The sequence below is a fragment of the Paraglaciecola sp. G1-13 genome, assembly GCF_055809255.1.
In genome coordinates, this window is the sequence record NZ_CM147903.1 from 2477394 (window position 1) to 2499808 (window position 22415).

Consider the following 22415-nt stretch of genomic DNA (forward strand, 5'->3'; position numbering starts at 1 on the left):
GATTAAAGGGAGTCTACACGATTAGATTTTTTAAGTTGGCGTTCTAAACTTGCTACTCGCCACTTTAATCGTAAAACATAAAGTGAGAATAGAATTACGCTGAGTAGCACACCACATAAGAACACAATCAGCATAAGTAATGACACACGGATGTCGCTCTGCGCTACAAGATAATTTACTGTGACACTATGGGTATTTTGAGAACCAATAAAGCCGCCTATTAACAGCAAGACTAATACAGCAATAAGAGATAGTAATCCCTTCAACTTCATACTTATTTGCCTCCTAGTGGGCATTTGGATCTGAACTCTTTTTTATAAACATACTTTACTCATTTCTGAATTAAGTATTCGAAACAGCTACCACTACGGCCAATAACGAGATGTGTTTATAAACGTCATTTATAATTTACTACACTCTAACAAAAACGGCACCCCAATTGGAGTGCCGTTTTAATGATTTAGAGATAAATCAAGCAATTAAATCTTCGTTGACCCTTTCTCGTAACTCTTTACCAGGTTTGAAGTGGGGAACGTGTTTACCGTCTAACTCCACTGTCTCACCTGTTTTCGGGTTACGACCTACGCGAGGCGCGCGGTAATGCAAAGAGAAACTTCCAAATCCACGGATTTCGATGCGTTCACCTTTCTGTAAGGTTTGCGCCATTTGCTCTAGCATTTCCTTGATAGCCAACTCAACGTCTCTTGAAGGTACGTGACGGGCTTTATCCGCTAGTCTTTCGATAAGTTCTGACTTTGTCATTAAAACTCTCCTTCAATATATAAGTACGTTGTGAAAATTTATCGGTGCGTATAATACGCACCTTGATTGATTAATCTTCGCTCTTCGCCGCTTTAAAGGCTTCAGCAAATGCGTTAGCAAAACCAACTTCTTCTTGTTGGTTAACTTTGTCAAGTGCTTCTTTCTCGTCTGCTTGGTCTTTTGCTTTAACAGACAAGTTAACGATGCGGTTCTTACGGTCAACGCCCATGAACTTAGCTTCGATTTCGTCGCCTACAGATGCTACTTCAGATGCATCTTCAACACGTTCGCGAGCTAAATCAGTTGCGCGGATGTAACCTTCAACTTCTTCTGCAAGTTTAACAGTTACGCCTTTGGCGTCAACTTCAGTCACAGTACCAACAACGATAGTACCTTTCTTGGTATCCGTCAGGTATTGGTTAAACGGATCTTCTTCAATCTGTTTAACACCTAGAGAGATACGCTCACGCTCTGGGTCAACTTGTAGAACAACAGCAGAGATTTCGTCGCCTTTCTTGTATTCACGAACAGCGTCTTCGCCAGTCTTGTTCCAAGAAATGTCAGACAAATGTACTAAGCCGTCAATGCCGCCGTCGAGACCGATAAAGATACCGAAGTCAGTAATAGACTTGATCTTACCACTAACTTTATCGCCTTTGCTCTGTGCCTTAGCAAACTCTTCCCATGGGTTAGGTTTACATTGCTTAAGGCCAAGAGAAATACGACGACGCTCTTCGTCAATTTCAAGAACCATAACTTCAACAGTGTCACCCAAGTTAACCACTTTAGATGGGTGAATGTTTTTGTTAGTCCAATCCATTTCAGATACGTGAACTAGACCTTCAACGCCGTCTTCGATTTCAACGAAACAACCGTAGTCAGTTAGGTTAGTGACTGCACCGCTCAATTTAGAACCTTCAGGGTAACGCTCTGCAATTTCTTGCCAAGGATCGTTGCCCATTTGTTTCATACCTAATGAAACACGAGATTTTTCTTTGTCGAACTTAAGTACTTTAACGTTAATTTCATCACCAACATTAACGATTTCACTTGGGTGCTTAACGCGTTTCCAAGCCATATCAGTAATGTGTAGAAGACCATCAACACCACCAAGATCAACGAACGCGCCGTAATCAGTAAGGTTCTTAACGATACCTTTAACTTCATGGCCTTCTTCAAGGTTAGCAAGAAGTTGATCACGTTCTGCGCTGCTTTCTGCTTCGATAACCGCGCGACGTGAAACAACCACGTTGTTACGCTTAGCATCAAGCTTGATAACTTTGAATTCCAGTTCTTTACCTTCAAGATGAGTCGTGTCGCGTACTGGGCGTACGTCAACCAATGAACCAGGTAAGAATGCACGAACTGTATTCACTTCAACCGTAAAGCCACCTTTGACCTTACCATTGATAACACCTTTAATCGTTTCTTTGTCATCGTAAGCTTTTTCTAGCTCAACCCAGGCTTCGTGACGTTTTGCTTTTTCGCGAGACAAGATTGTTTCACCGAAACCGTCTTCAATTGCGTCTAGAGCAACGTCAACTTGGTCTCCGATTTCAACATCTAGTGTACCGTCAGCATTACGGAATTGTTCAGCTGGGATCGCGCTTTCAGATTTCAAACCTGCGTCTACAAGTACGATGTCTTTGTCGATAGATACGATAGTACCTTTAACAATTGCACCTGGACGGGTTTCGATTTCTTTTAAGCTTTCTTCAAATAGTTGAGCAAAATTTTCAGTCATAGTTAAGTTATTTGTTTCATTTTGACATCCACACTGCAATCCGGCTAACGTGGGGTTGTTATTCATTGCCAACTTCATCCTGATGTTGGGCAGTTTACAAGTGATATAATGCTAGCTCTTAAATCAGATTTCGATTTTAGAACTAGCAAATTCAGTAATCTTATCAATTACTTGCGTTATTGTTAATTCAGTAGAATCAACAATAAGCGCGTCTTTTGCTGGTACTAAAGGCGCTACGCTGCGATTTGAGTCGCGCTCGTCACGAGCCTCTATGTCAGCCAAAAGGCGCAATATGCTAACATTATGACCGGCTTCTTTCAACTGATTAAATCTACGGCTAGCACGCTCTTGGGCGCTCGCCGTAAGAAATATCTTTACATCTGCCTCAGGGAATACAATGGTACCCATGTCACGTCCATCGGCGACAAGACCTGGCGCTTCTTTAAATGCTCGCTGGCGACGCAGTAACGCCTCACGAATACTTGGTAGTGACGCCACTTTGGAGGCCACTGCCCCGACCTCTTCTGTACGAATGTCATCACTGACATCTTCACCTTCTAAAATCACCTTACAGCCATGCTCTGCTGGCTCAAAGTTAACATCCAAGCCTGAAGCCAGTGGTAATAGGCCTGCTTCGTCATTAGGATCAATTTGATGATGGATAGAGGCGATAGCCAAAACACGATAGATCGCGCCGCTGTCGAGGAAATGCCAACCTAAACGATTGGCTAATAAGGTACTCACGGTGCCCTTACCAGCTCCACTTGGGCCGTCTACTGTGATGACGGGAAATAATTGCATGCTCTCTCCTGAGCTAATGAAAATCGCGCGCAATTATACCCGTTGAATTTATATAAGCAATGTAAGCAAGTTTACAATCTCGTGACCGCTGTAAACACGAGCTCATGTTCACAGCGGTCACTAATTTAGGCGCTTATTTGCTTTAGGCGAGTGAAGTAATCAGGGAAGGTTTTAGCCGTACAGTCAGGATCGTTAATCGTCACAGGTGTATCGCTCAATGCCACAAGTGAAAAACACATGGCTACGCGGTGATCATCGTAAGTATCGATATCAGTTTGAATCAACGTGTTCGGAGGCGTAATAGTGATGTAATCTTGGCCTTCGATAACCTCTGCACCCACTTTACGTAATTCACACGCCATAGCGGCTAATCTGTCTGTTTCTTTGACGCGCCAATTATAAATATTACGAATTGACGTGGTGCCTTTGGCAAATAATGCGGTCGTTGCGATGGTCATTGCTGCATCAGGGATGTGGTTCATGTCCATATCGACCGCAGTCAAAGGTGCACCTGTGACTTCAATATAGTCATCACCCCATGTGATTTTCGCGCCCATTTTTTCGAGCACATCGGCGAAACGAATATCCCCTTGAATACTCTTCTTTCCTACGCCGGTAACACGCACCGTGCCGCCTTTAATGGCACCCGCGGCTAAAAAGTAAGATGCAGATGAGGCATCACCTTCAACCAAAAAATCGCCAGCAGCTTGGTACTGTTGGTTACCTTTGACAGTAAAGCTTTGGTAGTTGTTGTTTTCAACGGTTATACCAAATTGCGCCATGGTATTAAGCGTAATATCTATATAAGGTTTCGATACCAACTCTCCGACAATATTGATAACGCTGTCATGTTCAAATAATGGCGCAGCCATGAGTAGCGCGGTTAAAAACTGACTAGAAACCGTGCCTTCCACACTAATATTGCCGCCTTTTAACGCCATACCCTTCATTTTTAATGGTGGATAGCCTTCATTTTTCAAATAGGTAATCTGAGCACCGGCTTGGCGTAGTGAATCAACTAAGGCGCCAATTGGGCGCTCTTCCATCCGGGGTTCCCCCGTTAATTCAAACTCACCTATGGAGGTGGCTAATACAGCACATAAAGGACGCATGGCGGTGCCTGCATTGCCTAAAAATAATGTCTCTAGATTATCCACACTAAAACCACGACCTAAGCCCTGCACCCAACACTCGGTTTTATCGTCAGATAAGCGGTATTTTACACCCAGTTGAGTCAATGCTTTTAGCATGTGCCGAATGTCCTCACTGTCGAGTAAATTAGTGAGATGCGTTTCACCATTTGCTACTGCGCCAAGCAATAAAGCACGATTAGACAAACTTTTAGAGCCAGGCACGTTAACTGTGCCTGAAATCGCCGAAATGGGATTGAGTAACAATGGAGCTGAACGACTCATATTAACCATTCCTCTTAGCAAATTCTTGCATGAAGTTAACCAAGGCTTGCACACCTTCGATTGGCATGGCGTTGTAGATACTAGCGCGCATACCACCAACAATACGATGACCTTTTAAAGCTTTTAGCCCAGCATTTTCAGCTTCAGCTAAAAACTGCTTATCTAGTTCTGCATTTTTCAAATGAAACGTGACATTCATGCGAGAGCGATATTCAGGGGCAACATTGTTGCTATAAAAACCTAGGTCATCAATACATGAGTAAAGTAGATCTGATTTAGCTTTGTTGCGTTCAGCCATCGCTGCTACGCCGCCCTGCTCTTTTAACCACTTGAAAACCAAGCCTGCTAAATACCAAGCAAACGTTGGTGGCGTGTTATACATAGAATCATGTTTAGCGATAACCGTGTAATCGAAGATCGCAGGGGTAATCGAGCGTGCCTTGTCCAACAAGTCGTCGCGAACTATTACAACGGATAAACCTGAAGGCCCAATATTTTTTTGGGCTCCGGCGTAGATCACGCCAAATTTACTCACGTCGATAGGTTGCGACAAAATATTCGATGACATATCTGCCACAAGGGGTATGTCTCCTGTTTCTGGGATCCAGTTGATTTCAACTCCATCTACCGTCTCATTGGGGCAATAGTGAATATAAGCGGCATCAGGATTTTGATTCCAAGTCTCTTGGGCAGGCATCACCACTAGGCCGTCTTCATTAGTCGTAGTAGCGGCGATATTCACGTTAATGTATTTTTGCGCTTCATCAACGGCGCTTTTTGACCAGGAGCCACTCACTATATAGTCAGCGCTGTCACCTTCTTGTGACAAGTTAAGAGGCACTGCAGAGAACTGACCACGGCCACCACCGTGAGTAAACAACACTTTGTAGTTATCAGGGATACTCAATAAGTCTCTCAAGTCTTGCTCGGCGGTTTCAGCAAGGGCGATAAACTCTTTACTACGGTGACTCATTTCCATCACCGAACAACCTTGGTTCTGCCAGTTGATGAATTCATTTTGGGCTTGCTGCATCACAGCTTCGGGTAACATGGCCGGACCGGCACAAAAATTATAAACCTTGGTCATTCTTTAATTTCCGATACAAAAAGAGCGGCTAAGCCGCTCGTTTTAATAAACTATAGGATAATAAAGTAAGCGTGCAGCCTACCTTACCATCTACGGGCTTTACTCTTCGTTTTGAGGATCTTCATCCGTGGTGTTATCCACGTCTGATGCTGCGGCTTCGACTGTCTCGTCACCTTCAGCTAACGCCTCTAGTTCTTCTTCTAACTCTTCAACTTCATCGATGCGCTGCAGACCTACAACATGTTCGTCCTCTCCAGTGCGTATTAAGCGTACGCCCTGAGTGTTACGACCCACGGTAGAGACTTCACCGACGCGAGTACGTACTAAAGTACCTTGGTCACTGATCAGCATGATTTCATCGCTATCATTAACCTGTACAGCACCGACGACCTTACCGTTACGCTCTGAAACCTTAATGGATACCACACCTTGCGTGGCACGGCTCTTCGCTGGGTAATCTTCGACAGGGGTACGTTTACCGAAACCATTTTCGGTGGCGGTTAAAATCGCGCCATCACCTTGAGGTACAATCAACGACACCACTTTTTGGCCATCTTGTAAGCGTATGCCACGAACACCTGTTGCTGTGCGCCCCATTGGACGTAGTGCTAGGATTTCTTCGCCAGTTTCAGGATCAATTTTAACTGCCCCTGTTTCTGAATCACGTGCTTTTTCATTAAAGCGAACGACTTTACCCGCATCCGAGAACAACATGATATCACTGCTACCGTCGGTAATATCAACACCGATTAGCTCATCACCGTCGTTCAAGTTGACCGCGATAATACCGTTTGCACGTGGGCGTGAGTACTGGACCAAGGCCGTTTTCTTCACCGTACCATTAGCCGTAGCCATTAAGACGTATTTACCTTCTTCAAATTCTTGAATAGGCAAAATCGCAGTGATACGTTCATTTGCTTCCAACGGTAAAATATTCACAATTGGACGACCGCGTGCATTACGACTTGCTAATGGCAATTGGTATACTTTTAGCCAATACAATCGGCCGCGAGTAGAGAAGCACAAAATGTGGTCATGGGTATTGGCCACCAGTAACTTCTCGATGAAATCTTCTTCTTTCATCTTGGTCGCTGATTTACCTTTACCACCACGGCGCTGCGACTCGTAATCGTTTAGCTTTTGATACTTTACGTAACCTTCACGAGATAGTGTCACCACAACCTCTTCACGTTCAATCAAGTCTTCAATATCGATATCGTGAGATGCGGCAGTGATTTCAGTGCGGCGCTCATCACCGAATTCATCACGAATTTTTTCAAGCTCCTCACGTATGACTTCCATCAAGCGCTCAGGACTACCTAATATATGCAGTAATTCTGCAATCAGGTCTAATAACTCTTTGTACTCAGAAAGAATTTTTTCGTGCTCAAGACCCGTTAATTTATTCAAACGTAGGTCAAGAATTGCTTGCGCTTGCTGCTCTGTTAGATAGTACAAACCATCACGAATACCAAACTCAGGCTCTAACCAATCAGGACGAGCTGCGTCATTACCGGCACGCTCTAACATGTCAGACACATCACCTAATGCCCAACCTTGAGCCGTCAATGATATTTTGGCATCAGACGGGCTTTTAGACGCTTTAATCAGTGCGATTATCGGGTCTATATTAGCCAAAGCAATCGCTAAACCTTCAAGAATATGGGCACGCTCACGGGCTTTCTTCAGTTCGAAAACCGTACGGCGTGTGACCACTTCGCGGCGGTGTAAAACGAAGGCTTGCAGTATCTCAAGTAAATTGAACACTTTAGGCTGAGTTTTATCCAGTGCCACCATGTTGATCCCAAACACGGTTTGCATCTGTGTTTGTGAATATAAGTGGTTCAGTAAGACTTCACCTGACTCGTTACGTTTGACTTCAACTACAATACGCATGCCATCTTTGTCAGACTCATCACGTAGGGCTGAAATGCCTTCTATTTTCTTTTCTTTTACCAGCTCGGCTATCTTTTCAATTAGGCGCGCTTTGTTGACCTGATAAGGAATTTCGTGAACGACTATGGTTTCTTTACCATTGTCTTCGCGCTCAATCTCTGCGCGGGCGCGCATGTATATTTTTCCACGCCCAGTACGGTACGCTTCTTCAATACCCTTACGACCACTTATAAAGGCAGCGGTCGGGAAATCTGGGCCTGGGATATATTCCATCAATTCTTCAATGGAAAGCTCAGGCTTATCAATTAACGCGATACACCCGTTCACAACTTCGGTTAAGTTGTGAGGAGGAATGTTAGTCGCCATACCAACAGCAATACCTGAAGAACCATTGATTAATAGGTTGGGTACTTTAGTGGGCAGTACGTCAGGGATGAATTCGGTGCCGTCGTAATTCGGAACGAAGTCGACGGTTTCTTTTTCTAAATCCGCTAATAATTCATGGGAAATTTTCGCCATACGGATTTCGGTGTAACGCATTGCAGCGGCTGAATCACCATCAACAGAACCGAAGTTACCTTGACCATCTACCAGCATGTAACGTAAAGAAAACGGCTGAGCCATACGTACGATGGTATCGTAAACAGCCGAGTCTCCATGTGGGTGGTACTTACCGATAACATCACCGACAACACGTGCCGATTTTTTATAGGGTTTGTTAAAATCGTTTTTCAGCTCGTTCATAGCGAACAAAACCCGGCGATGCACGGGCTTCAAGCCATCTCTTACATCAGGCAGCGCCCTGCCTACAATTACGCTCATGGCGTAATCAAGATAAGAATTTTTAAGTTCTTCTTCAATATTAATAGGAAGAATTTCTTGGGCGTGATCAGTCATATACAGCCTTGTCCCTAGTCATTATTATTAGAAATAGAATTAGACATAAAATTTACAATCCGCGTCAGTGCATTTGAGCTAGGCCTCAAAATAACAGTCAACGATTAACTCTGGAATTTCGTATTATCGAGCCTTGGGATTCTAACACTGACCGTAAAAAATAAATAGATAGGATCCGCTCATATAGTAGCCAAAGACGCTAAAAAACCGCATATATTGCGCTAGCCAGCTTTAATACATGCTGGCTATAATAGCGAAATTCAAATTTTTGGACCGCAATATGAACTCAGCTCAAAATGTTGACCATCAAGAAATACAGAAATTTGCCGATTTGGCATCTCGTTGGTGGGACCTAAACGGGGAGTTTAAACCCTTACATACCATCAACCCACTTAGAACCGATTATATCGTGCAGCGCACTCAAGGGCTTGAAGGCAAGAAAGTGATTGATGTGGGTTGCGGTGGCGGTATTTTAGCGGAAAGTATGGCGCGCGCGGGTGCTGAAGTATCCGGCATTGATATGGGCGAAGCCCCGCTTGAAGTAGCAAGATTACATAGCCTTGAATCACAATTAAGCATTGACTATCAGCTGTCAACAGCGGAAGAGTTCGCTGATGCCCATCCTGGGCAATTCGATGTGGTGACTTGTATGGAAATGCTCGAACATGTGCCTGACCCGTCATCTGTTGTTGAGGCCTGTAGCAGACTGGTTAAACCTGGTGGCACGGTATTTTTCTCGACCCTAAACCGTAATATCAAATCATATTTGATGGCGATAGTCGGCGCAGAGCACATTCTTAAATTAGTGCCAAAAGAAACCCACAATCATGACAAGTTTATTAAACCCTCGGAATTATTAAACTGGGTAGACAATACATCTTTAATGGCGAAACATATGACAGGCCTGCATGTAAACCCCATTACTCAACAGTTTTATTTATCTGACAAAAACGTTGACGTGAATTACATCGTACATTGTCAGCATGGCGGTGATGCATAACATGCTAAATAAGCCCAAAGGTGTATTGTTCGATTTAGACGGTACGTTATTAGACACTGCACGAGATTTAGGCAATGCCCTAAACTGGGTTTTACACCAACATAAAATGCCCTCATGCGCGTTCAGCGTATATCGTAATATTGCTTCCGATGGCTCTCAAGGATTACTCGAAATAGGCTTTGGCGATAGGCTTGCGGATTTTGACGTCGAAGCACTTAGGGCCCTTTTTCTTGAAAGATATGAACAAGAGATATGTGTAGATACCGTTTCGTTTGATGGCATTAGAGAGCTACTTGCACGTTTAGATAAGGATAATATCCCTTGGGGCATTGTGACCAATAAACCACAATGGCTCACCGAGCTTTTGTTACCTCATTTTGACGAGTTTGCCCAGTGCCAAGTGGTCATCAGTGGCGACACGTTAGAAAAACGCAAACCCCACCCTTTGCCCCTGATACATGCTGCAAACGCGATGAACATTAATCCTACAGAGTGTTGGTATATCGGTGATGCTAAACGTGACATAGATGCCGCAAAAGCTGCGAACATGTTTAGTGTGGTGGCAAACTATGGATACATAGGCCCAGAGCATAGATCAGACAGCTGGAATGCGGATCTGTACATTGATCAACCACAGGCAATCCTCGCCCACCTATAACACCAAACACGATATGTAGTGGTTTTGTAAACACCTAGACACTATATATCGTGAAATTATAACAACTTATTTTTTCGATTAAAAAAGTTTATAAAAAAATAATTCCTAAAAATGATCTTGCATTCCCTATACATGCAAAGAGAATGGCCTTGTTAGGTGAGTCGTTACTAACATAAATTTTCTGTTGATTTGAACGTCTACAAAAGCACCAGATGTGGGGTTGCAAAGGCACTAAAACCTCATTATCTTGTGTTTTATCGACAGGATGGTCGTTGTAAAAAAGATCCGCAACTTTCCCTCTTCGTCAAGCATAATTTCCACAGAAATGGTGAAATTCACCGTTTCTATATTTTGTAAAAACTATAATCAAAACGGCGTATACATGAATAACAAACTCTTCGTTACCAAGCGAACTGGCGAGCGCGAAAGCATTGACCTCGAAAAAATCCACAAAGTTATTACTTGGGCAGCTAAAGGCCTTAATAATGTGTCTGTATCTCAGGTGGAAATTAAAGCGCATATTCAGTTCTACGACGGTATCAAGACAGAAGATATTCATGAAACGCTGATCCGCTCAGCGGCCGATCTTATTTCAACAGACGCACCAGATTATCAATACTTAGCAGCACGTTTGGCTATCTTCCATTTACGTAAGAAAGCTTATGGGCAGTTTGAGCCCCCAGCGCTTTTCGCCCATGTTACCAACATGGTCGAGATGCAAAAATATGATCAACATTTGTTGAGTGATTACAGCGAAGCTGAATTTCAAGAAATGGATGATTATATTGACCACTGGCGTGACATGGACTTTAGCTACGCCGCAGTAAAGCAGCTAGAAGGTAAATACCTTGTTCAAAACCGGGTAACAGGCGAAATTTACGAAAGTGCCCAATTTTTATATATCTTGGTCGCAGCATGTTTGTTTGCTGATTACCCGAAAGATTCGCGCATGGAATACATCAAGCGCTTCTATGATGCGACGTCGAAATTCAAAATCTCACTGCCTACGCCAATCATGGCCGGCGTGCGTACACCTACAAGGCAGTTCAGCTCATGTGTATTGATTGAAGCTGGCGATAGCCTTGATTCAATTAACGCGACAGCCAGTGCCATTGTTAAATACGTGAGCCAGCGCGCCGGTATCGGTGTCAACGCAGGGCGCATACGTGCTCTTGGTAGCCCTATTCGCGGCGGCGAAGCATTCCATACGGGTTGTATTCCATTCTACAAGTATTTCCAAACTGCCGTTAAAAGTTGTTCACAAGGCGGCGTTCGCGGCGGTGCAGCAACACTTTTCTACCCACTTTGGCATATGGAAGTGGAATCACTTCTAGTATTGAAAAATAACCGTGGTGTAGAAGAAAACCGCGTTCGTCATTTGGATTACGGCGTGCAATTTAATAAGTTGATGTATCAGCGCTTGATTAAAGATCAGCACATTAGCTTGTTTAGCCCATCTGACGTACCTGGTTTGTACGATGCGTTCTTTGCTGACCAACCTAAATTTGAAGAGCTATACGTTAAGTACGAGCAAGATGACAGCATCCGCAAGACCCAAATCAAAGCAGTAGAGTTGTTTAGCTTGTTCATGCAAGAGCGTGCTAGTACCGGCCGTATCTATCTTCAGAACGTGGATCACTGCAACACGCACAGTCCTTTCGACCCGAAAGTTGCACCGATCCGTCAAAGCAACCTGTGTCTTGAAATCGCTCTACCGACTAAACCCCTTGAGCACGTTAATGACGAAAACGGCGAAATTGCCCTTTGTACATTATCAGCGTTTAACCTAGGTGCCATTGAAAGCTTAGAAGACTTCGCAGAAATGGCTGACCTCGCCGTACGTGCGCTTGACAACCTACTCGATTATCAAGATTACCCCGTACCCGCAGCGTACAATGCCACTATGGGGCGTCGTACATTGGGTATAGGTGTAATCAATTTTGCCTACTACCTTGCTAAGAACGGCGTTAAATACTCAGATGGCAGTGCCAACGGCCTCATTCACCGAACATTTGAAGCCATGCAATATCACTTGATGCGTGCCTCTTGTAACCTAGCAAAAGAGAAAGGCGCATGTCCTAAGTTTGATGAGACCACCTACTCTCAAGGGATCATGCCAATTGATACCTACAAGAAAGACTTAGACAAAATTTGTAACGAGCCACTGCATTGTGACTGGGACAGTCTACGTGCTGACATCAAGCAATACGGTCTACGTAACAGTACCTTGTCTGCCTTGATGCCGTCTGAAACATCATCACAGATTTCAAATGCCACCAATGGCATTGAGCCACCACGCGGCCACATCAGTGTTAAATCTAGTAAAGATGGAGTGTTGAAGCAGGTGGTGCCTGAGTACGAATTGTTGAAAGACAAGTACGAATTGTTGTGGGACTTACCGTCTAACGATGGTTACTTACAGTTAACCGGTATTATGCAAAAGTTTGTTGATCAAACAATTTCAGCTAACACCAGTTACGACCCGAACAAATACGACGGTGGCAAAGTCCCCATGAAGTTATTGTTGAAAGACTTGCTTACCGCTTATCAGCTAGGCGTAAAAACTTTGTACTACCACAACACTCGTGATGGCGCAGCAGATACATCACAGCAAGAGCTGAAATCAACCCAGTTCGTTCCACAAGAAGCAGTCGTTGAAGAAGACGACGATTGTGCTGGCGGTGCGTGTAAAATTTAATCTTTCTGAGCCCTTTAGCGTATCCCTAAAGGGCGAATTCAACTCAAAATGGTCTGCTAACATTCATGAAATACACAACGTTTAATCAAATCAATAATGACCCTTTGCAGGAACCTATGTTTTTTGGCAATCCGGTCAACGTTGCCCGTTATGATCAACAAAAACACAGCATTTTCGAAAAACTTATCGAGAAGCAAATCAGTTTTTTCTGGCGCCCCGAAGAAGTAGATGTCAGTAAAGACAGAGTTGACTTTCAAAAGCTGAGTGAATCAGAAAAGCATATTTTTATTTCGAATTTGAAATATCAAACCTTATTAGACTCTATTCAAGGCCGTAGCCCAAATATTGCTTTCTTACCGATTATTTCTATTCCTGAGCTAGAAACATGGACTGAAACATGGTCGTTTTTTGAAACCATTCATTCACGTTCCTACACCCATATTTTGCGTAACTTGTTTGGGGACCCAAGCAGTATTTTCTCCGATATCGTTGAAAATGAGCAAATCAAGAAGCGCGCTGCTGATATTTCTAAATACTATGACGATTTGATTTTTTACACCCAACTTTGGCAAACCCTTGGTGAAGGTACGCACACCATCAATGGTGAAGAGCACGTTGTGACTATGCGTACGCTGAAGATAAAACTATTCTTGTGCATGAATTCAGTCAATGCCTTGGAAGCGATTCGTTTTTACGTGTCGTTCGCGTGTACGTTTGCGTTTGCTGAGCGTGAATTAATGGAAGGTAATTCTAAAATTATTCGCCTGATTTCACGTGATGAAAACCTACACTTGACCTCGACGCAGCATATTTTGAACTTGTGGGCCAAAGGCAAAGACGACCCTGAAATGGCTGAAATCGCCCTTGAGTATAAAGAGGAAGCGACAAATATCTTCCTTGACGCAGTTAATCAAGAGAAAGAATGGGCTGAGTACTTATTTCAGAACGGCTCGATGATTGGCCTAAATAAAGACATTTTATGTCAATACGTGGAGTTTATTGCGAACCACAGAATGTCAGCAATTGGCTTAGGTCAGCCATTTGACATTAAAAATAACCCCTTGCCTTGGATGAATAATTATTTGAATTCAGACAACGTACAGGTCGCTCCGCAAGAATCCGAGATCAGCTCCTATCTTGTCGGCCAAATCGACTCTGAAGTCGGCAGCAACGACTTCGACGAGTTCGAGTTATAGTGTGCAAAAAAGTCACGATTGTTGAACACGACGACCCCGATGCCCCCTGTGAGCAAACGATTTCGTTTGCTCACAACAATCTCCTCGACTGTTTGCTCACCCATAATGTTCCTAAGGAATACCACTGCAAAGAGGGATTTTGCGGCGCATGTAGAACACAGTTAATCGAAGGTGAGGTAGAATACCTACTTGATCCTCTTGCTTTCATCGATGACGGCGAAATACTGCCTTGTTGCTGTAAACCCTTGGGCCACATAAAAATTAAAGCGTAATCCAACCTCCAATACACACGCAGCGTCAATCGATTGGAATTAGCTAACAAGAAGCTAGCGGTTTTAAAACCCAAAAAAGCCAGCAAAATAGCTGGCTTAAAAATATCTGGCTTATATGAGTCTCACCTTTCAAACGAGATATGAGTTTAGTCAATAAGCTGGTACTTATCCCGTAAAACACTGATCACTTCTTCTTTAGGGTTATCACTGAGCACAATTTTTTGGCCGGTGATTTTCTCCGCTATTTGTGTATAAGTCTTTGATATATCCATTAACACCTGTACTGGTAAGGCATTGTTTCGTGCTAATGCCTCGCGTTCGTCCATGCGCTCTTTATTAAGCAATATATCAGGATCAGGGAAGTAATTGAGCAGCAACTGCCTGAATCCCTCTTTTGAGTTCTCGACAATATTGCCTTGATCGTATTGCTTGGCGTCCCATATACGAGATGAATCTGGGGTTCCCACTTCATCCATATAAATTAATTTATCGTTTCCGTCTACGTCTTTTACATAACCAAATTCGAACTTTGTATCTACAAAAATTTGATCGATTTTGTTAAGCGCATGACTTATGACCCCGAAGCCTTCAGTGAGTAATTTTTCGTACAAAGCAATGTCATCAGCAGCGTTAAAGTCAAACGCAGCATAGTGTTGCGCTATATCACTACGAGACACATTCACATCGTCTGCTTCTGGCACCCCCTCAATGCCTTTAAGAACACCTTTGGTAGAAGGAGTAATCAATATATTGGCTAACTTGCTGTCTCTTGATAACCCTTCCTCAAGACGGATACCGCAAAACTCGCGTTCGCCTTTTTCGTACGCACGCCACATGGAACCCGTAATATATTGACGGCAAATCGCCTCAATCATGATTGGACGAGCTTTCTGAACAATCCATACCAGTGGGTGAGGAATGTCTAATATATGACTATCAGCCAGCCCCTGCTCCTTAAATAAGCCAAACCAATGGTTTGAAATAGCATTTAACGCTGCGCCTTTGCCAGGTACACCTTGCATACCTTCTTCACCACGCCAAATGCAATCAAACGCTGAAATACGATCGCTTATTAACATGATGGCTAATGGCGTATCTTTCGGTACCGGGTAATTATGCTCTTCAATAAGACGTCGGCTGTCCTGTTCTGTTAACCAATATACAGAACGAACTTTGCCACTGTGCACAGGTAAATCAGTACGAATAGGAAGGTTGTCATTAACAGCAAGCACTTTATCAGCGAAGCTCATACTAGATTGTCCTCAAAATGGGTTGCCTAAAAACGAAAAAGCACCCTTGCGGTGCTCTTTCAATCGATACGGATTACATTAAATGTCTAAATTATCGTCAGCCATTACTCGGGCAAACACATCATACAGACCAGATAACTTATCTTTAGTAAATGGCGTGCTCTCGTTATCAAGCACAGTTAACGAGGTATGCTCACCCGCGTCTTCCACTCTAAAACGATACTCTTGCTTTTCAAGCGGTAAAGCATTTTCGTCGTTAGACCAAACTGAATCCCACCAACCACTCTCGGTACCGTTGTACTTAACAAACAATAAACCATTAGATTTGTCGTAATCTTTCACGTCAAAACCAAGTTTACGCAACACCAATAGCACGCGCGGCCATGCTGTGTCGTAGTTACTGTCAATAATAAACGCAGGTGCATCTTCGCCATCTTGGCCAATTGTAATTTGCATACCACGGCGAATTTCCCGTAGGCGCTTAGCATCAGCCACTCGAATTTGGTATTCGTAGTGACCAATCACTTTATTCAAGATGTCGACTTCTTTAGCGCGGGAATCTACATCAGATTTTTCAGCAACAACCGCTTCCCCCTGACGCTCTTTATAATCCACTAGGTGCGCGTTCAATGTCGCCGTACGTCCATGGGGTTTCATTTCTAAATCAAATTCAAAGCGTTGGCTGGTGTCACGCTCAACAGATGACCAGCTATACCAATGATCATCTAAAATCTCTTTGGCCACGACCCAATCGGTAACGAGGCGCTGTTTGTCCTTATCGAACGATTCAATGCCAATGCCCTGCTCTTCTAGATAACTCAGCAGAGAATTCCAAATAGTGGTGTCTAGCGGTTGACTATCGTCGACTTGGTCGAAAAACACCTTAGCATCTTTACTGCCATCATCAACATGAGACCCAGTGACTAAAGGCAACACCAACGCGGGTGAAACGACCTTGAGCTTTTTGCCAATAAAATTGCGCGGCGCATCAGCATCCAAAGCAGGAAGCTTATAAGCCTGACTAAAATTAGGACGGTCAACATCGGCTGGTACTTGAATATCATGACCTGGCTGTTGCTTGGTATATTCAAAATTACCGCTGGCGATTTGTCGCTCTTCTAATGAACTACACGCGCTTAAAACACTAACCGCGATAGCTGTGCCAATGAAAAACTTAGTTGTCATGCAATCTCCTTAAGATAATACGCCCGAATTGCGCATGACTTGTTCGATATGATTTTGGCTATCAAGTTCCGATTCAATTAACGGTAAACGCAAAAATGCAGATTGAATGAGCCCCATTTTGTATAAAGCCCACTTAGGCAATACTGGATTTGGTTCAATAAATAGAGCGCTGTGAAGCTCGGCTATTTGCTGATCGATTTCTTTGGCTTTGGAGTAATCACCGGCAAGCGCCGCTTCACACATCTGAGACATTTGCTTAGGTACAACATTCGCCGTCACTGAAATAACGCCGTGCCCCCCTGCAGTTAAAAACTCACATCCTGTGGCATCGTCGCCACTTAAGAATACAAAGTCTTTATCTACTAAAGGTTGCATTTGCTTTAAACGGGTAATATCACCGGTGGCATCTTTAAGGCCAACAATTTTAGGGTGTGTTGCAAGTTCCGCCACTGTGTCAGGCAGCATATCTGCCACCGTACGCCCAGGTACGTTGTACAACAGAACTGGCAAATCAGTCGCATCTGCAACCGCGTTGAAGTGCGCCACCATGCCTTTTTGTTGCGGCTTGTTGTAATAAGGCACAACACTAAGGAAACCATCAATCCCAGTACCAGCCATTTGCTCGCTTAAAAATATCGCTTCAGCGGTAGAGTTGGCTCCACTTCCAGCGATTACCGGTATCTTCTTATCAGCGAACTCGACCATGCGCTTGACCACTTCAATGTGCTCATCAAAGGGTAACGTGGCAGACTCGCCCGTGGTGCCTACAGCAATTAAGCCATGACTGCCATTAGCAATATGAAAATCAACCAACTTCTTTAACGACGGATAATCTATCTCGCCTGATTGGTACATGGGGGTGATTAATGCAACGTAACTACCAGTAAACATGCCTACTCCAGAAAAAATTCGCGCCTAATGGTAAAGAGCCTGTGGGGTAAAAACAAGTAATGAATGCGCAGAATGCAAAACCAATCTTGAAACTGGAAATACTAGGGGTAATTCAGGTATGTTAGTAGTGTCAAAATTCACGAAGTAAGCTTAATACGTTAATGAAACAACAATTAATCATCACCATTCTAGGTGCCAACAAAGTCACCATGCTCAGCACAATCACTGATGTGGTTAGTGAGACTAATTGCAACATTCTGGATAGTCGGCAAGCGGTTTACGGTCAGGATTTTTCACTTACCATGATTGTAGAAGGCACCCAGAGCGCTATTGCACGTGTTGAGGTAGCTATACCTCTCGCTTGTCAGCAGCTTGATTTGCTATCCATGATGAAACGAACCAAACGCCATGCTAAACAAAATCTAGAGCACCTTGCAGACGTGACCTTCTCAGGTGTTGATGCTGTAGGTGTCATTAAAGAAGTGACGCAATTTTTCTCCACGTTTTGCGTGACCGTCAGTGCTCTGCGTTTAAAGACACTGCAAACATCCCCAGATGAACCAGATGAAGTGAAATGCAAAATGGTCGTCAGTATGCCTCACGATATTGACATAGCGGATTTCGAGAAGAAGTTTGAAGTGTTACTGCAACATCTAGATTTACACGGCGCTATTAAGCAAAATCACTGAATTTTTCATTCATCACATTTCCACAATTTTTTTACATCCATATTAAGGACATTTTTATGAATAGACTGACAGCGGGTGCACCAGCACCTAAATTCTCCTTGCCCAATGAGCACGGCGAAACCGTGAACCTATCGGACTTTAGCGGTAAAAAGGTATTGGTGTATTTCTACCCCAAAGCCATGACGCCAGGCTGCACTGTACAAGCTCAAAATCTTCGTGATAGCAAAAGTGAACTAGATAAGCTAAATGTAGTTGTGCTTGGCGTCAGCCCAGACGCGGTCAAGCGCCTGCCTAAATTCATTGAAAAAGAGCAGCTTAATTTCAGCCTGTTGTCTGATGAAGATCATGCTGTGGCGGAGGCCTTTGGCGTTTGGGGCTTAAAGAAGTTTATGGGCAAGGAATATGACGGTATTCACCGCATCAGCTTTCTAATTAACGAACAAGGCGTGATTGAACACGTGTTTGATAAGTTTAAAACCAAAGACCACCATCAGGTCGTACTTGATTATTTAAGTCAATAAGATAACACCGTGATGCTTGCTTACCCTGAAGCCATATTCAGGACAGGCAAGCATCGTCCAAAAGCTTAAATAGCGGGAGGAAGCTCCTGCAAAGGCCCTTTCCAAGCATTAATCACCGCTTTTACCAGCGTCGCCAGTGGGATGGCAAAAAACACGCCCCAGAAGCCCCACAAACCGCCAAAAAATAACACTGCGATAATGATGTACACCGGATGTAAGCTTACCGCTTCAGAAAATAGCACCGGCACAAGCACGTTTCCATCGAGTGCCTGAATCACCCCATAAGCAATCATTAACCACCAAAAATCCGGTGTTATTCCCCATTGAAATAAGGCCACTACCGCCACAGGAATTGTCACCACGGCAGCGCCGATATAAGGTATCAATACTGAAAAGCCCACCAACACGCCAAGCAGCAAGGCATAGCGTAAATCCATCAAGGCGAAGGTTACGGCTGATATCGTGCCCACTATAATAATTTCGATGACTTTACCGCGAATGTAGTTGGCAATTTGGGTATTCATCTCGCTACCTACTTGCTTTATAAGACGGCGCTGAGACGGTAAAAGCGGCGACAAATTGTCTAGCAGCTGATCTTTGTCCTTGAGCATGAAAAACACCATTAATGGCACCAACACAAGGTAAATCAACAACGACGCTAAGCTCCCAAGGGAACTAACAGAAGCTGAAAGAAGTTGTTCCCCCAAACTAACAATACGTTCATTCACGCCATCAAGCATGTCTTGCACATCCCCCAAATGCACAAAATCGGGGTACTGCTCAGGTAACTGCAATAACCATACTTGTGCGTGCCCCCAGATTTGCGGCATTTCGCGAATGAGATTAATGCTTTGCTGTGATACCACAGGCACAATGCCTATAAAGGTCAAAATACATAATGTCAAAAAGCCAAAGATAACCACACTACAAGCAAAGCCTCTACGCATACCTGAGCGCGACAACTGACTTACAGGCCAATCCAATAAATAGGCAATGACAGCGGCTACTAATACTGGCATTAAAATGGTGCCTAACAATGCCAACAGCAAAGACACAGCAATTAGCATTATCAGCAACATAACGGAATCAGGATCAGAGAATTTGCGCTTATACCATCTTTCGAACACACTTATCATATAACTGTTATACCTCTTAAAAACGCGGTTAAAATTGCTTTGACCCGATGTAGATCACATCATAAAAACGCTATTCGTTAAATGTGTGCCGTGCAAAAATCGATTAGCGCAGCATAATATAGTGTGCCACTAAAGAAAGATAAGATTTTAGCAAAGTAGTAGTGGCTTTTTTGGCCCTCTGTATTAAATAACGTTTGGGGGGTGTCGCTTAGTGCCAATAAAACACTTGAAGTTAGAGCCATTCAACGCAATATTAACGGTTATCATCAGTTTTTCGGAACTAAATCAGGCTATTGCCTTTCTTATTAACGAAGTTGTAATTGATTAAATAGGTGAAATGATTAAAACATCCCCAATTTACAAAAAAGCATTGCTTAGTTTGGCTGTATCGCTTGGTATTATGACGAGCGCTACCGGCTTTGCTGCTAACCAAAAGAATGCTTTGCCCGAAATAGGCGTCGTTGCTTCAAGTGCCATTAGCTTGGACAAAGAGATGCAAATTGGTGATGTGTTGATGCGTCAACTGCGAGGTCAGGCCCCTATTATTAATGACCCTCTCCTTGATGAATATATTCAAGATTTGGGTAACCGCTTGGTTGCCCAAGCCGATAATGTTAAATTTCCGTTTGAGTTTTTCCTACTTAATAATGCCGATATTAACGCGTTTGCTTTTTTCGGCGGTCACGTAGGTGTGCACACAGGTTTGATTTTTAATGCGCGAAACGAGAGTGAACTAGCCTCAGTACTCGCCCACGAGGTCAGCCACGTTACCCAGCGGCACATCGCCAGAAGTATCGCCGCACAACAAAAATCGTCACCTTTACAGTTAGCGTCGGCCTTAGGAGGTATTTTACTTGCTTTAGCTAACCCAGAAGCGGGTATTGCCGCCATTAGTGCGGGCTCAGCTGCATCGGCACAGTCCTCAATCAATTACACTCGCCAAAACGAGAAAGAGGCGGATAGCATAGGTATTCGCATACTTGCGCAAGCAGGCTTCGACCCAAACGCTGCCGGCGAGTTTTTCGGTACATTAGTGGAAAAATACCGCTTAAAATCTAAACCACCTGCTTTTTTGTTAACTCACCCCTTGCCTGAATCTAGGGTTGCAGACGCCCGTACACGTGCTGCAAGTTATCGCACAGCAAGAGTGGCCCCAAGCTTGAGCTTCCATCTTGCCAAGAGCCGTATTTTAGCGCGGTACTACGCAACACCCGAATACAACGTCAGTTATTTTGAAACCAGTTTAGAGCGTGGTAGCTACACGTTTAAAACCGCGTCTGAGTATGGTCTAGCCTTGGCTTACTTAGCAGATAAACAGTACGACAAAGCCCGTGATCTCATCGATGGTTTGCTAAAGGATGATCCACGTAATTTGTTTTATCTCGATACCTATACAGACATTGCACTTGAGACTGGGCGTGTCCAGGATGCCATCGACAAACTCACGACCCAAGCAGTGTTAACACCCCGCAATCGCGTGATCACACTGAATTTAGCCAATGCGTTGGTTAAAAATAAGCAATATGATCGTGCGGTACGCATATTAAAAGATTACTTATTGGTCGAACCTGACAACATGCTCGCCCATCAAATATTGTCTGACGCTTATGCAGAAAGTCAGAACAAATTGGAGATGCATCAGACCAAAGCTGAAGTCTACGCACTGGCAGCGTCTTATCCTCGCGCCATAGATGAATTACACAGTGCGTATAATTACGCAGGTGCGCAAAACATTGAAAAGCAAAGAATACGCGCCCGAATCGAGCAATTTCGTGAGTTTCAAACGCGTTTAGAGAGTCTTTAATATTTCGATAGCGCTGTGCAAGGACGCAGCGCTTTGTTCACCTAACAACTGTTTTTTAACTTCTCCGTCAGGTCCAATAATAAAAGTAGCGGGCAAGCTGTTTGGTTTTGTCATTGGCAGCGGCTGTTCAATGCCGGCAATAACCGGGAATTCGATCGCAAATTTTTGTTTTAGCTCGGCTAACTCTCGTGGAGTGACATCATCGAAACTAATCGCAAACAATGGAATGTCACCTTCATTTTGTTGATGAAATTTGTTGAGCTCGGGCATTTCTCGTAAACAGGGGGCGCACCAAAGTGCGAAATAATTGACTACCACCCACTTTCCTTCGTAGTCACGCCATTGGTGTGAAAGGCCATCATCTGTCGTAAAATCAGTTCTAACCAAAGAATAGCCGTGCATTCCCGCCAACAACCCGGCAATAATAAGCAGCGAAAATAGAAATTTACGTAACATTGTACAGCCTTCCCTTTTACCAATGAGAGCGAAACGATAGAATAACGATATTCATTG

General features: G+C 43.7%; 20 protein-coding genes. 8 read left to right on the plus strand and 12 right to left on the minus strand.

What is annotated here, in order from left to right; translation table 11 throughout:
* Positions 1-2: 2 nt before the first annotated feature.
* The 7 genes from AC0L6N_RS10375 to gyrA form a co-directional block, all read right to left on the minus strand.
* Positions 3-272 (minus strand): LapA family protein, encoded by a 270-nt coding sequence (locus tag AC0L6N_RS10375; RefSeq protein ID WP_473481073.1) that lies wholly within the window; start codon positions 270-272, stop codon positions 3-5.
* Positions 273-471: 199 nt separating this feature from the next.
* The gene (gene ihfB / locus AC0L6N_RS10380; RefSeq protein WP_006991151.1) at positions 472-762 is read right to left on the minus strand and encodes an integration host factor subunit beta; all 291 of its coding nucleotides are present in this window, start codon (positions 760-762) and stop codon (positions 472-474) included.
* Positions 763-832: 70 nt separating this feature from the next.
* Positions 833-2572 carry a 30S ribosomal protein S1 gene (gene rpsA / locus AC0L6N_RS10385; protein ID WP_081429937.1) on the minus strand — a complete coding sequence of 580 codons (1740 nt, stop codon included), beginning with the start codon at positions 2570-2572 and terminating at the stop codon, positions 833-835.
* A gap of 57 nt (positions 2573-2629) precedes the next feature.
* Positions 2630-3307 carry a (d)CMP kinase gene (gene cmk / locus AC0L6N_RS10390; RefSeq protein ID WP_011575254.1) on the minus strand — a complete coding sequence of 226 codons (678 nt, stop codon included), beginning with the start codon at positions 3305-3307 and terminating at the stop codon, positions 2630-2632.
* 125 nt (positions 3308-3432) lie between these two features.
* A complete protein-coding gene (gene aroA, locus AC0L6N_RS10395; protein WP_473481076.1) occupies positions 3433-4722 on the minus strand; it encodes a 3-phosphoshikimate 1-carboxyvinyltransferase in 1290 nt (429 codons plus the stop codon).
* A 1-nt stretch (position 4723) separates the two neighbouring features.
* Positions 4724-5809 carry a 3-phosphoserine/phosphohydroxythreonine transaminase gene (gene serC / locus AC0L6N_RS10400; RefSeq protein ID WP_473481077.1) on the minus strand — a complete coding sequence of 362 codons (1086 nt, stop codon included), beginning with the start codon at positions 5807-5809 and terminating at the stop codon, positions 4724-4726.
* A gap of 99 nt (positions 5810-5908) precedes the next feature.
* Complete coding sequence (gene gyrA / locus AC0L6N_RS10405; RefSeq protein WP_011575257.1) at positions 5909-8602, minus strand: DNA topoisomerase (ATP-hydrolyzing) subunit A; 2694 nt, start codon at positions 8600-8602, stop codon at positions 5909-5911.
* Positions 8603-8882: 280 nt separating this feature from the next.
* Here gyrA and ubiG point away from each other — a divergent pair, with 280 nt between their 5' ends.
* From ubiG to yfaE, 5 genes are all read left to right on the plus strand, one after another.
* The gene (ubiG, locus tag AC0L6N_RS10410; RefSeq protein WP_473481079.1) at positions 8883-9602 is read left to right on the plus strand and encodes a bifunctional 2-polyprenyl-6-hydroxyphenol methylase/3-demethylubiquinol 3-O-methyltransferase UbiG; all 720 of its coding nucleotides are present in this window, start codon (positions 8883-8885) and stop codon (positions 9600-9602) included.
* Between the two features lies 1 nt (position 9603).
* Positions 9604-10260 carry an HAD family hydrolase gene (locus AC0L6N_RS10415; RefSeq protein WP_011575259.1) on the plus strand — a complete coding sequence of 219 codons (657 nt, stop codon included), beginning with the start codon at positions 9604-9606 and terminating at the stop codon, positions 10258-10260.
* A 382-nt stretch (positions 10261-10642) separates the two neighbouring features.
* A complete protein-coding gene (nrdA, locus tag AC0L6N_RS10420; RefSeq protein WP_011575260.1) occupies positions 10643-12958 on the plus strand; it encodes a class 1a ribonucleoside-diphosphate reductase subunit alpha in 2316 nt (771 codons plus the stop codon).
* A gap of 65 nt (positions 12959-13023) precedes the next feature.
* A complete protein-coding gene (nrdB, locus tag AC0L6N_RS10425; RefSeq protein ID WP_473481081.1) occupies positions 13024-14154 on the plus strand; it encodes a class Ia ribonucleoside-diphosphate reductase subunit beta in 1131 nt (376 codons plus the stop codon).
* Complete coding sequence (yfaE, locus tag AC0L6N_RS10430) at positions 14154-14426, plus strand: class I ribonucleotide reductase maintenance protein YfaE (RefSeq protein ID WP_473481082.1); 273 nt, start codon at positions 14154-14156, stop codon at positions 14424-14426. Before nrdB ends, yfaE begins: the two co-directional genes overlap by 1 nt.
* A 146-nt stretch (positions 14427-14572) precedes the next feature.
* Here the strand turns inward: yfaE and AC0L6N_RS10435 are convergent, their stop codons facing one another.
* The 3 genes from AC0L6N_RS10435 to dapA form a co-directional block, all read right to left on the minus strand.
* Positions 14573-15676 (minus strand): phosphoribosylaminoimidazolesuccinocarboxamide synthase, encoded by a 1104-nt coding sequence (locus tag AC0L6N_RS10435; protein WP_473481083.1) that lies wholly within the window; start codon positions 15674-15676, stop codon positions 14573-14575.
* 78 nt (positions 15677-15754) lie between these two features.
* On the minus strand, positions 15755-16861 hold the full coding sequence (gene bamC / locus AC0L6N_RS10440) for an outer membrane protein assembly factor BamC (protein WP_011575264.1): 1107 nt from the start codon (positions 16859-16861) through the stop codon (positions 15755-15757).
* 9 nt (positions 16862-16870) lie between these two features.
* The gene (dapA, locus tag AC0L6N_RS10445) at positions 16871-17752 is read right to left on the minus strand and encodes a 4-hydroxy-tetrahydrodipicolinate synthase (protein ID WP_473481084.1); all 882 of its coding nucleotides are present in this window, start codon (positions 17750-17752) and stop codon (positions 16871-16873) included.
* Between the two features lie 161 nt (positions 17753-17913).
* Here dapA and AC0L6N_RS10450 point away from each other — a divergent pair, with 161 nt between their 5' ends.
* Together AC0L6N_RS10450 and bcp are read left to right on the plus strand one after the other, a co-directional pair.
* Positions 17914-18441 carry a glycine cleavage system transcriptional repressor gene (locus AC0L6N_RS10450; RefSeq protein ID WP_011575266.1) on the plus strand — a complete coding sequence of 176 codons (528 nt, stop codon included), beginning with the start codon at positions 17914-17916 and terminating at the stop codon, positions 18439-18441.
* A gap of 56 nt (positions 18442-18497) precedes the next feature.
* Positions 18498-18962 carry a thioredoxin-dependent thiol peroxidase gene (gene bcp / locus AC0L6N_RS10455; RefSeq protein WP_473481085.1) on the plus strand — a complete coding sequence of 155 codons (465 nt, stop codon included), beginning with the start codon at positions 18498-18500 and terminating at the stop codon, positions 18960-18962.
* Between the two features lie 65 nt (positions 18963-19027).
* On the opposite strand, the gene AC0L6N_RS10460 is transcribed toward bcp, so the two are convergent.
* On the minus strand, positions 19028-20098 hold the full coding sequence (locus AC0L6N_RS10460; protein WP_473481087.1) for an AI-2E family transporter: 1071 nt from the start codon (positions 20096-20098) through the stop codon (positions 19028-19030).
* A 337-nt stretch (positions 20099-20435) separates the two neighbouring features.
* Here AC0L6N_RS10460 and bepA point away from each other — a divergent pair, with 337 nt between their 5' ends.
* Positions 20436-21902 (plus strand): beta-barrel assembly-enhancing protease, encoded by a 1467-nt coding sequence (gene bepA / locus AC0L6N_RS10465; protein WP_011575269.1) that lies wholly within the window; start codon positions 20436-20438, stop codon positions 21900-21902.
* Here bepA and AC0L6N_RS10470 read toward each other — a convergent pair.
* A complete protein-coding gene (locus AC0L6N_RS10470; protein WP_473481089.1) occupies positions 21888-22358 on the minus strand; it encodes a TlpA family protein disulfide reductase in 471 nt (156 codons plus the stop codon). The two genes, bepA and AC0L6N_RS10470, sit on opposite strands and share 15 nt — an antisense overlap.
* Between the last annotated feature and the right edge of the window lie 57 nt (positions 22359-22415).

Coding starts and splice junctions, on each gene's coding strand:
- serC (WP_473481077.1), bottom strand. CDS start 5,809: ATGACCAAGGTTTATAATTTTTGTGCCGGTCCGGCCATGTTACCCGAA.
- bepA (WP_011575269.1), top strand. CDS start 20,436: ATGATTAAAACATCCCCAATTTACAAAAAAGCATTGCTTAGTTTGGCT.
- ubiG (WP_473481079.1), top strand. CDS start 8,883: ATGAACTCAGCTCAAAATGTTGACCATCAAGAAATACAGAAATTTGCC.
- cmk (WP_011575254.1), bottom strand. CDS start 3,307: ATGCAATTATTTCCCGTCATCACAGTAGACGGCCCAAGTGGAGCTGGT.
- ihfB (WP_006991151.1), bottom strand. CDS start 762: ATGACAAAGTCAGAACTTATCGAAAGACTAGCGGATAAAGCCCGTCAC.
- dapA (WP_473481084.1), bottom strand. CDS start 17,752: ATGTTTACTGGTAGTTACGTTGCATTAATCACCCCCATGTACCAATCA.
- aroA (WP_473481076.1), bottom strand. CDS start 4,722: ATGAGTCGTTCAGCTCCATTGTTACTCAATCCCATTTCGGCGATTTCA.
- nrdB (WP_473481081.1), top strand. CDS start 13,024: ATGAAATACACAACGTTTAATCAAATCAATAATGACCCTTTGCAGGAA.
- nrdA (WP_011575260.1), top strand. CDS start 10,643: ATGAATAACAAACTCTTCGTTACCAAGCGAACTGGCGAGCGCGAAAGC.
- bamC (WP_011575264.1), bottom strand. CDS start 16,861: ATGACAACTAAGTTTTTCATTGGCACAGCTATCGCGGTTAGTGTTTTA.
- rpsA (WP_081429937.1), bottom strand. CDS start 2,572: ATGAATAACAACCCCACGTTAGCCGGATTGCAGTGTGGATGTCAAAAT.
- AC0L6N_RS10460 (WP_473481087.1), bottom strand. CDS start 20,098: ATGATAAGTGTGTTCGAAAGATGGTATAAGCGCAAATTCTCTGATCCT.
- AC0L6N_RS10415 (WP_011575259.1), top strand. CDS start 9,604: ATGCTAAATAAGCCCAAAGGTGTATTGTTCGATTTAGACGGTACGTTA.
- AC0L6N_RS10375 (WP_473481073.1), bottom strand. CDS start 272: ATGAAGTTGAAGGGATTACTATCTCTTATTGCTGTATTAGTCTTGCTG.
- AC0L6N_RS10435 (WP_473481083.1), bottom strand. CDS start 15,676: ATGAGCTTCGCTGATAAAGTGCTTGCTGTTAATGACAACCTTCCTATT.
- AC0L6N_RS10450 (WP_011575266.1), top strand. CDS start 17,914: ATGAAACAACAATTAATCATCACCATTCTAGGTGCCAACAAAGTCACC.
- bcp (WP_473481085.1), top strand. CDS start 18,498: ATGAATAGACTGACAGCGGGTGCACCAGCACCTAAATTCTCCTTGCCC.
- AC0L6N_RS10470 (WP_473481089.1), bottom strand. CDS start 22,358: ATGTTACGTAAATTTCTATTTTCGCTGCTTATTATTGCCGGGTTGTTG.
- gyrA (WP_011575257.1), bottom strand. CDS start 8,602: ATGACTGATCACGCCCAAGAAATTCTTCCTATTAATATTGAAGAAGAA.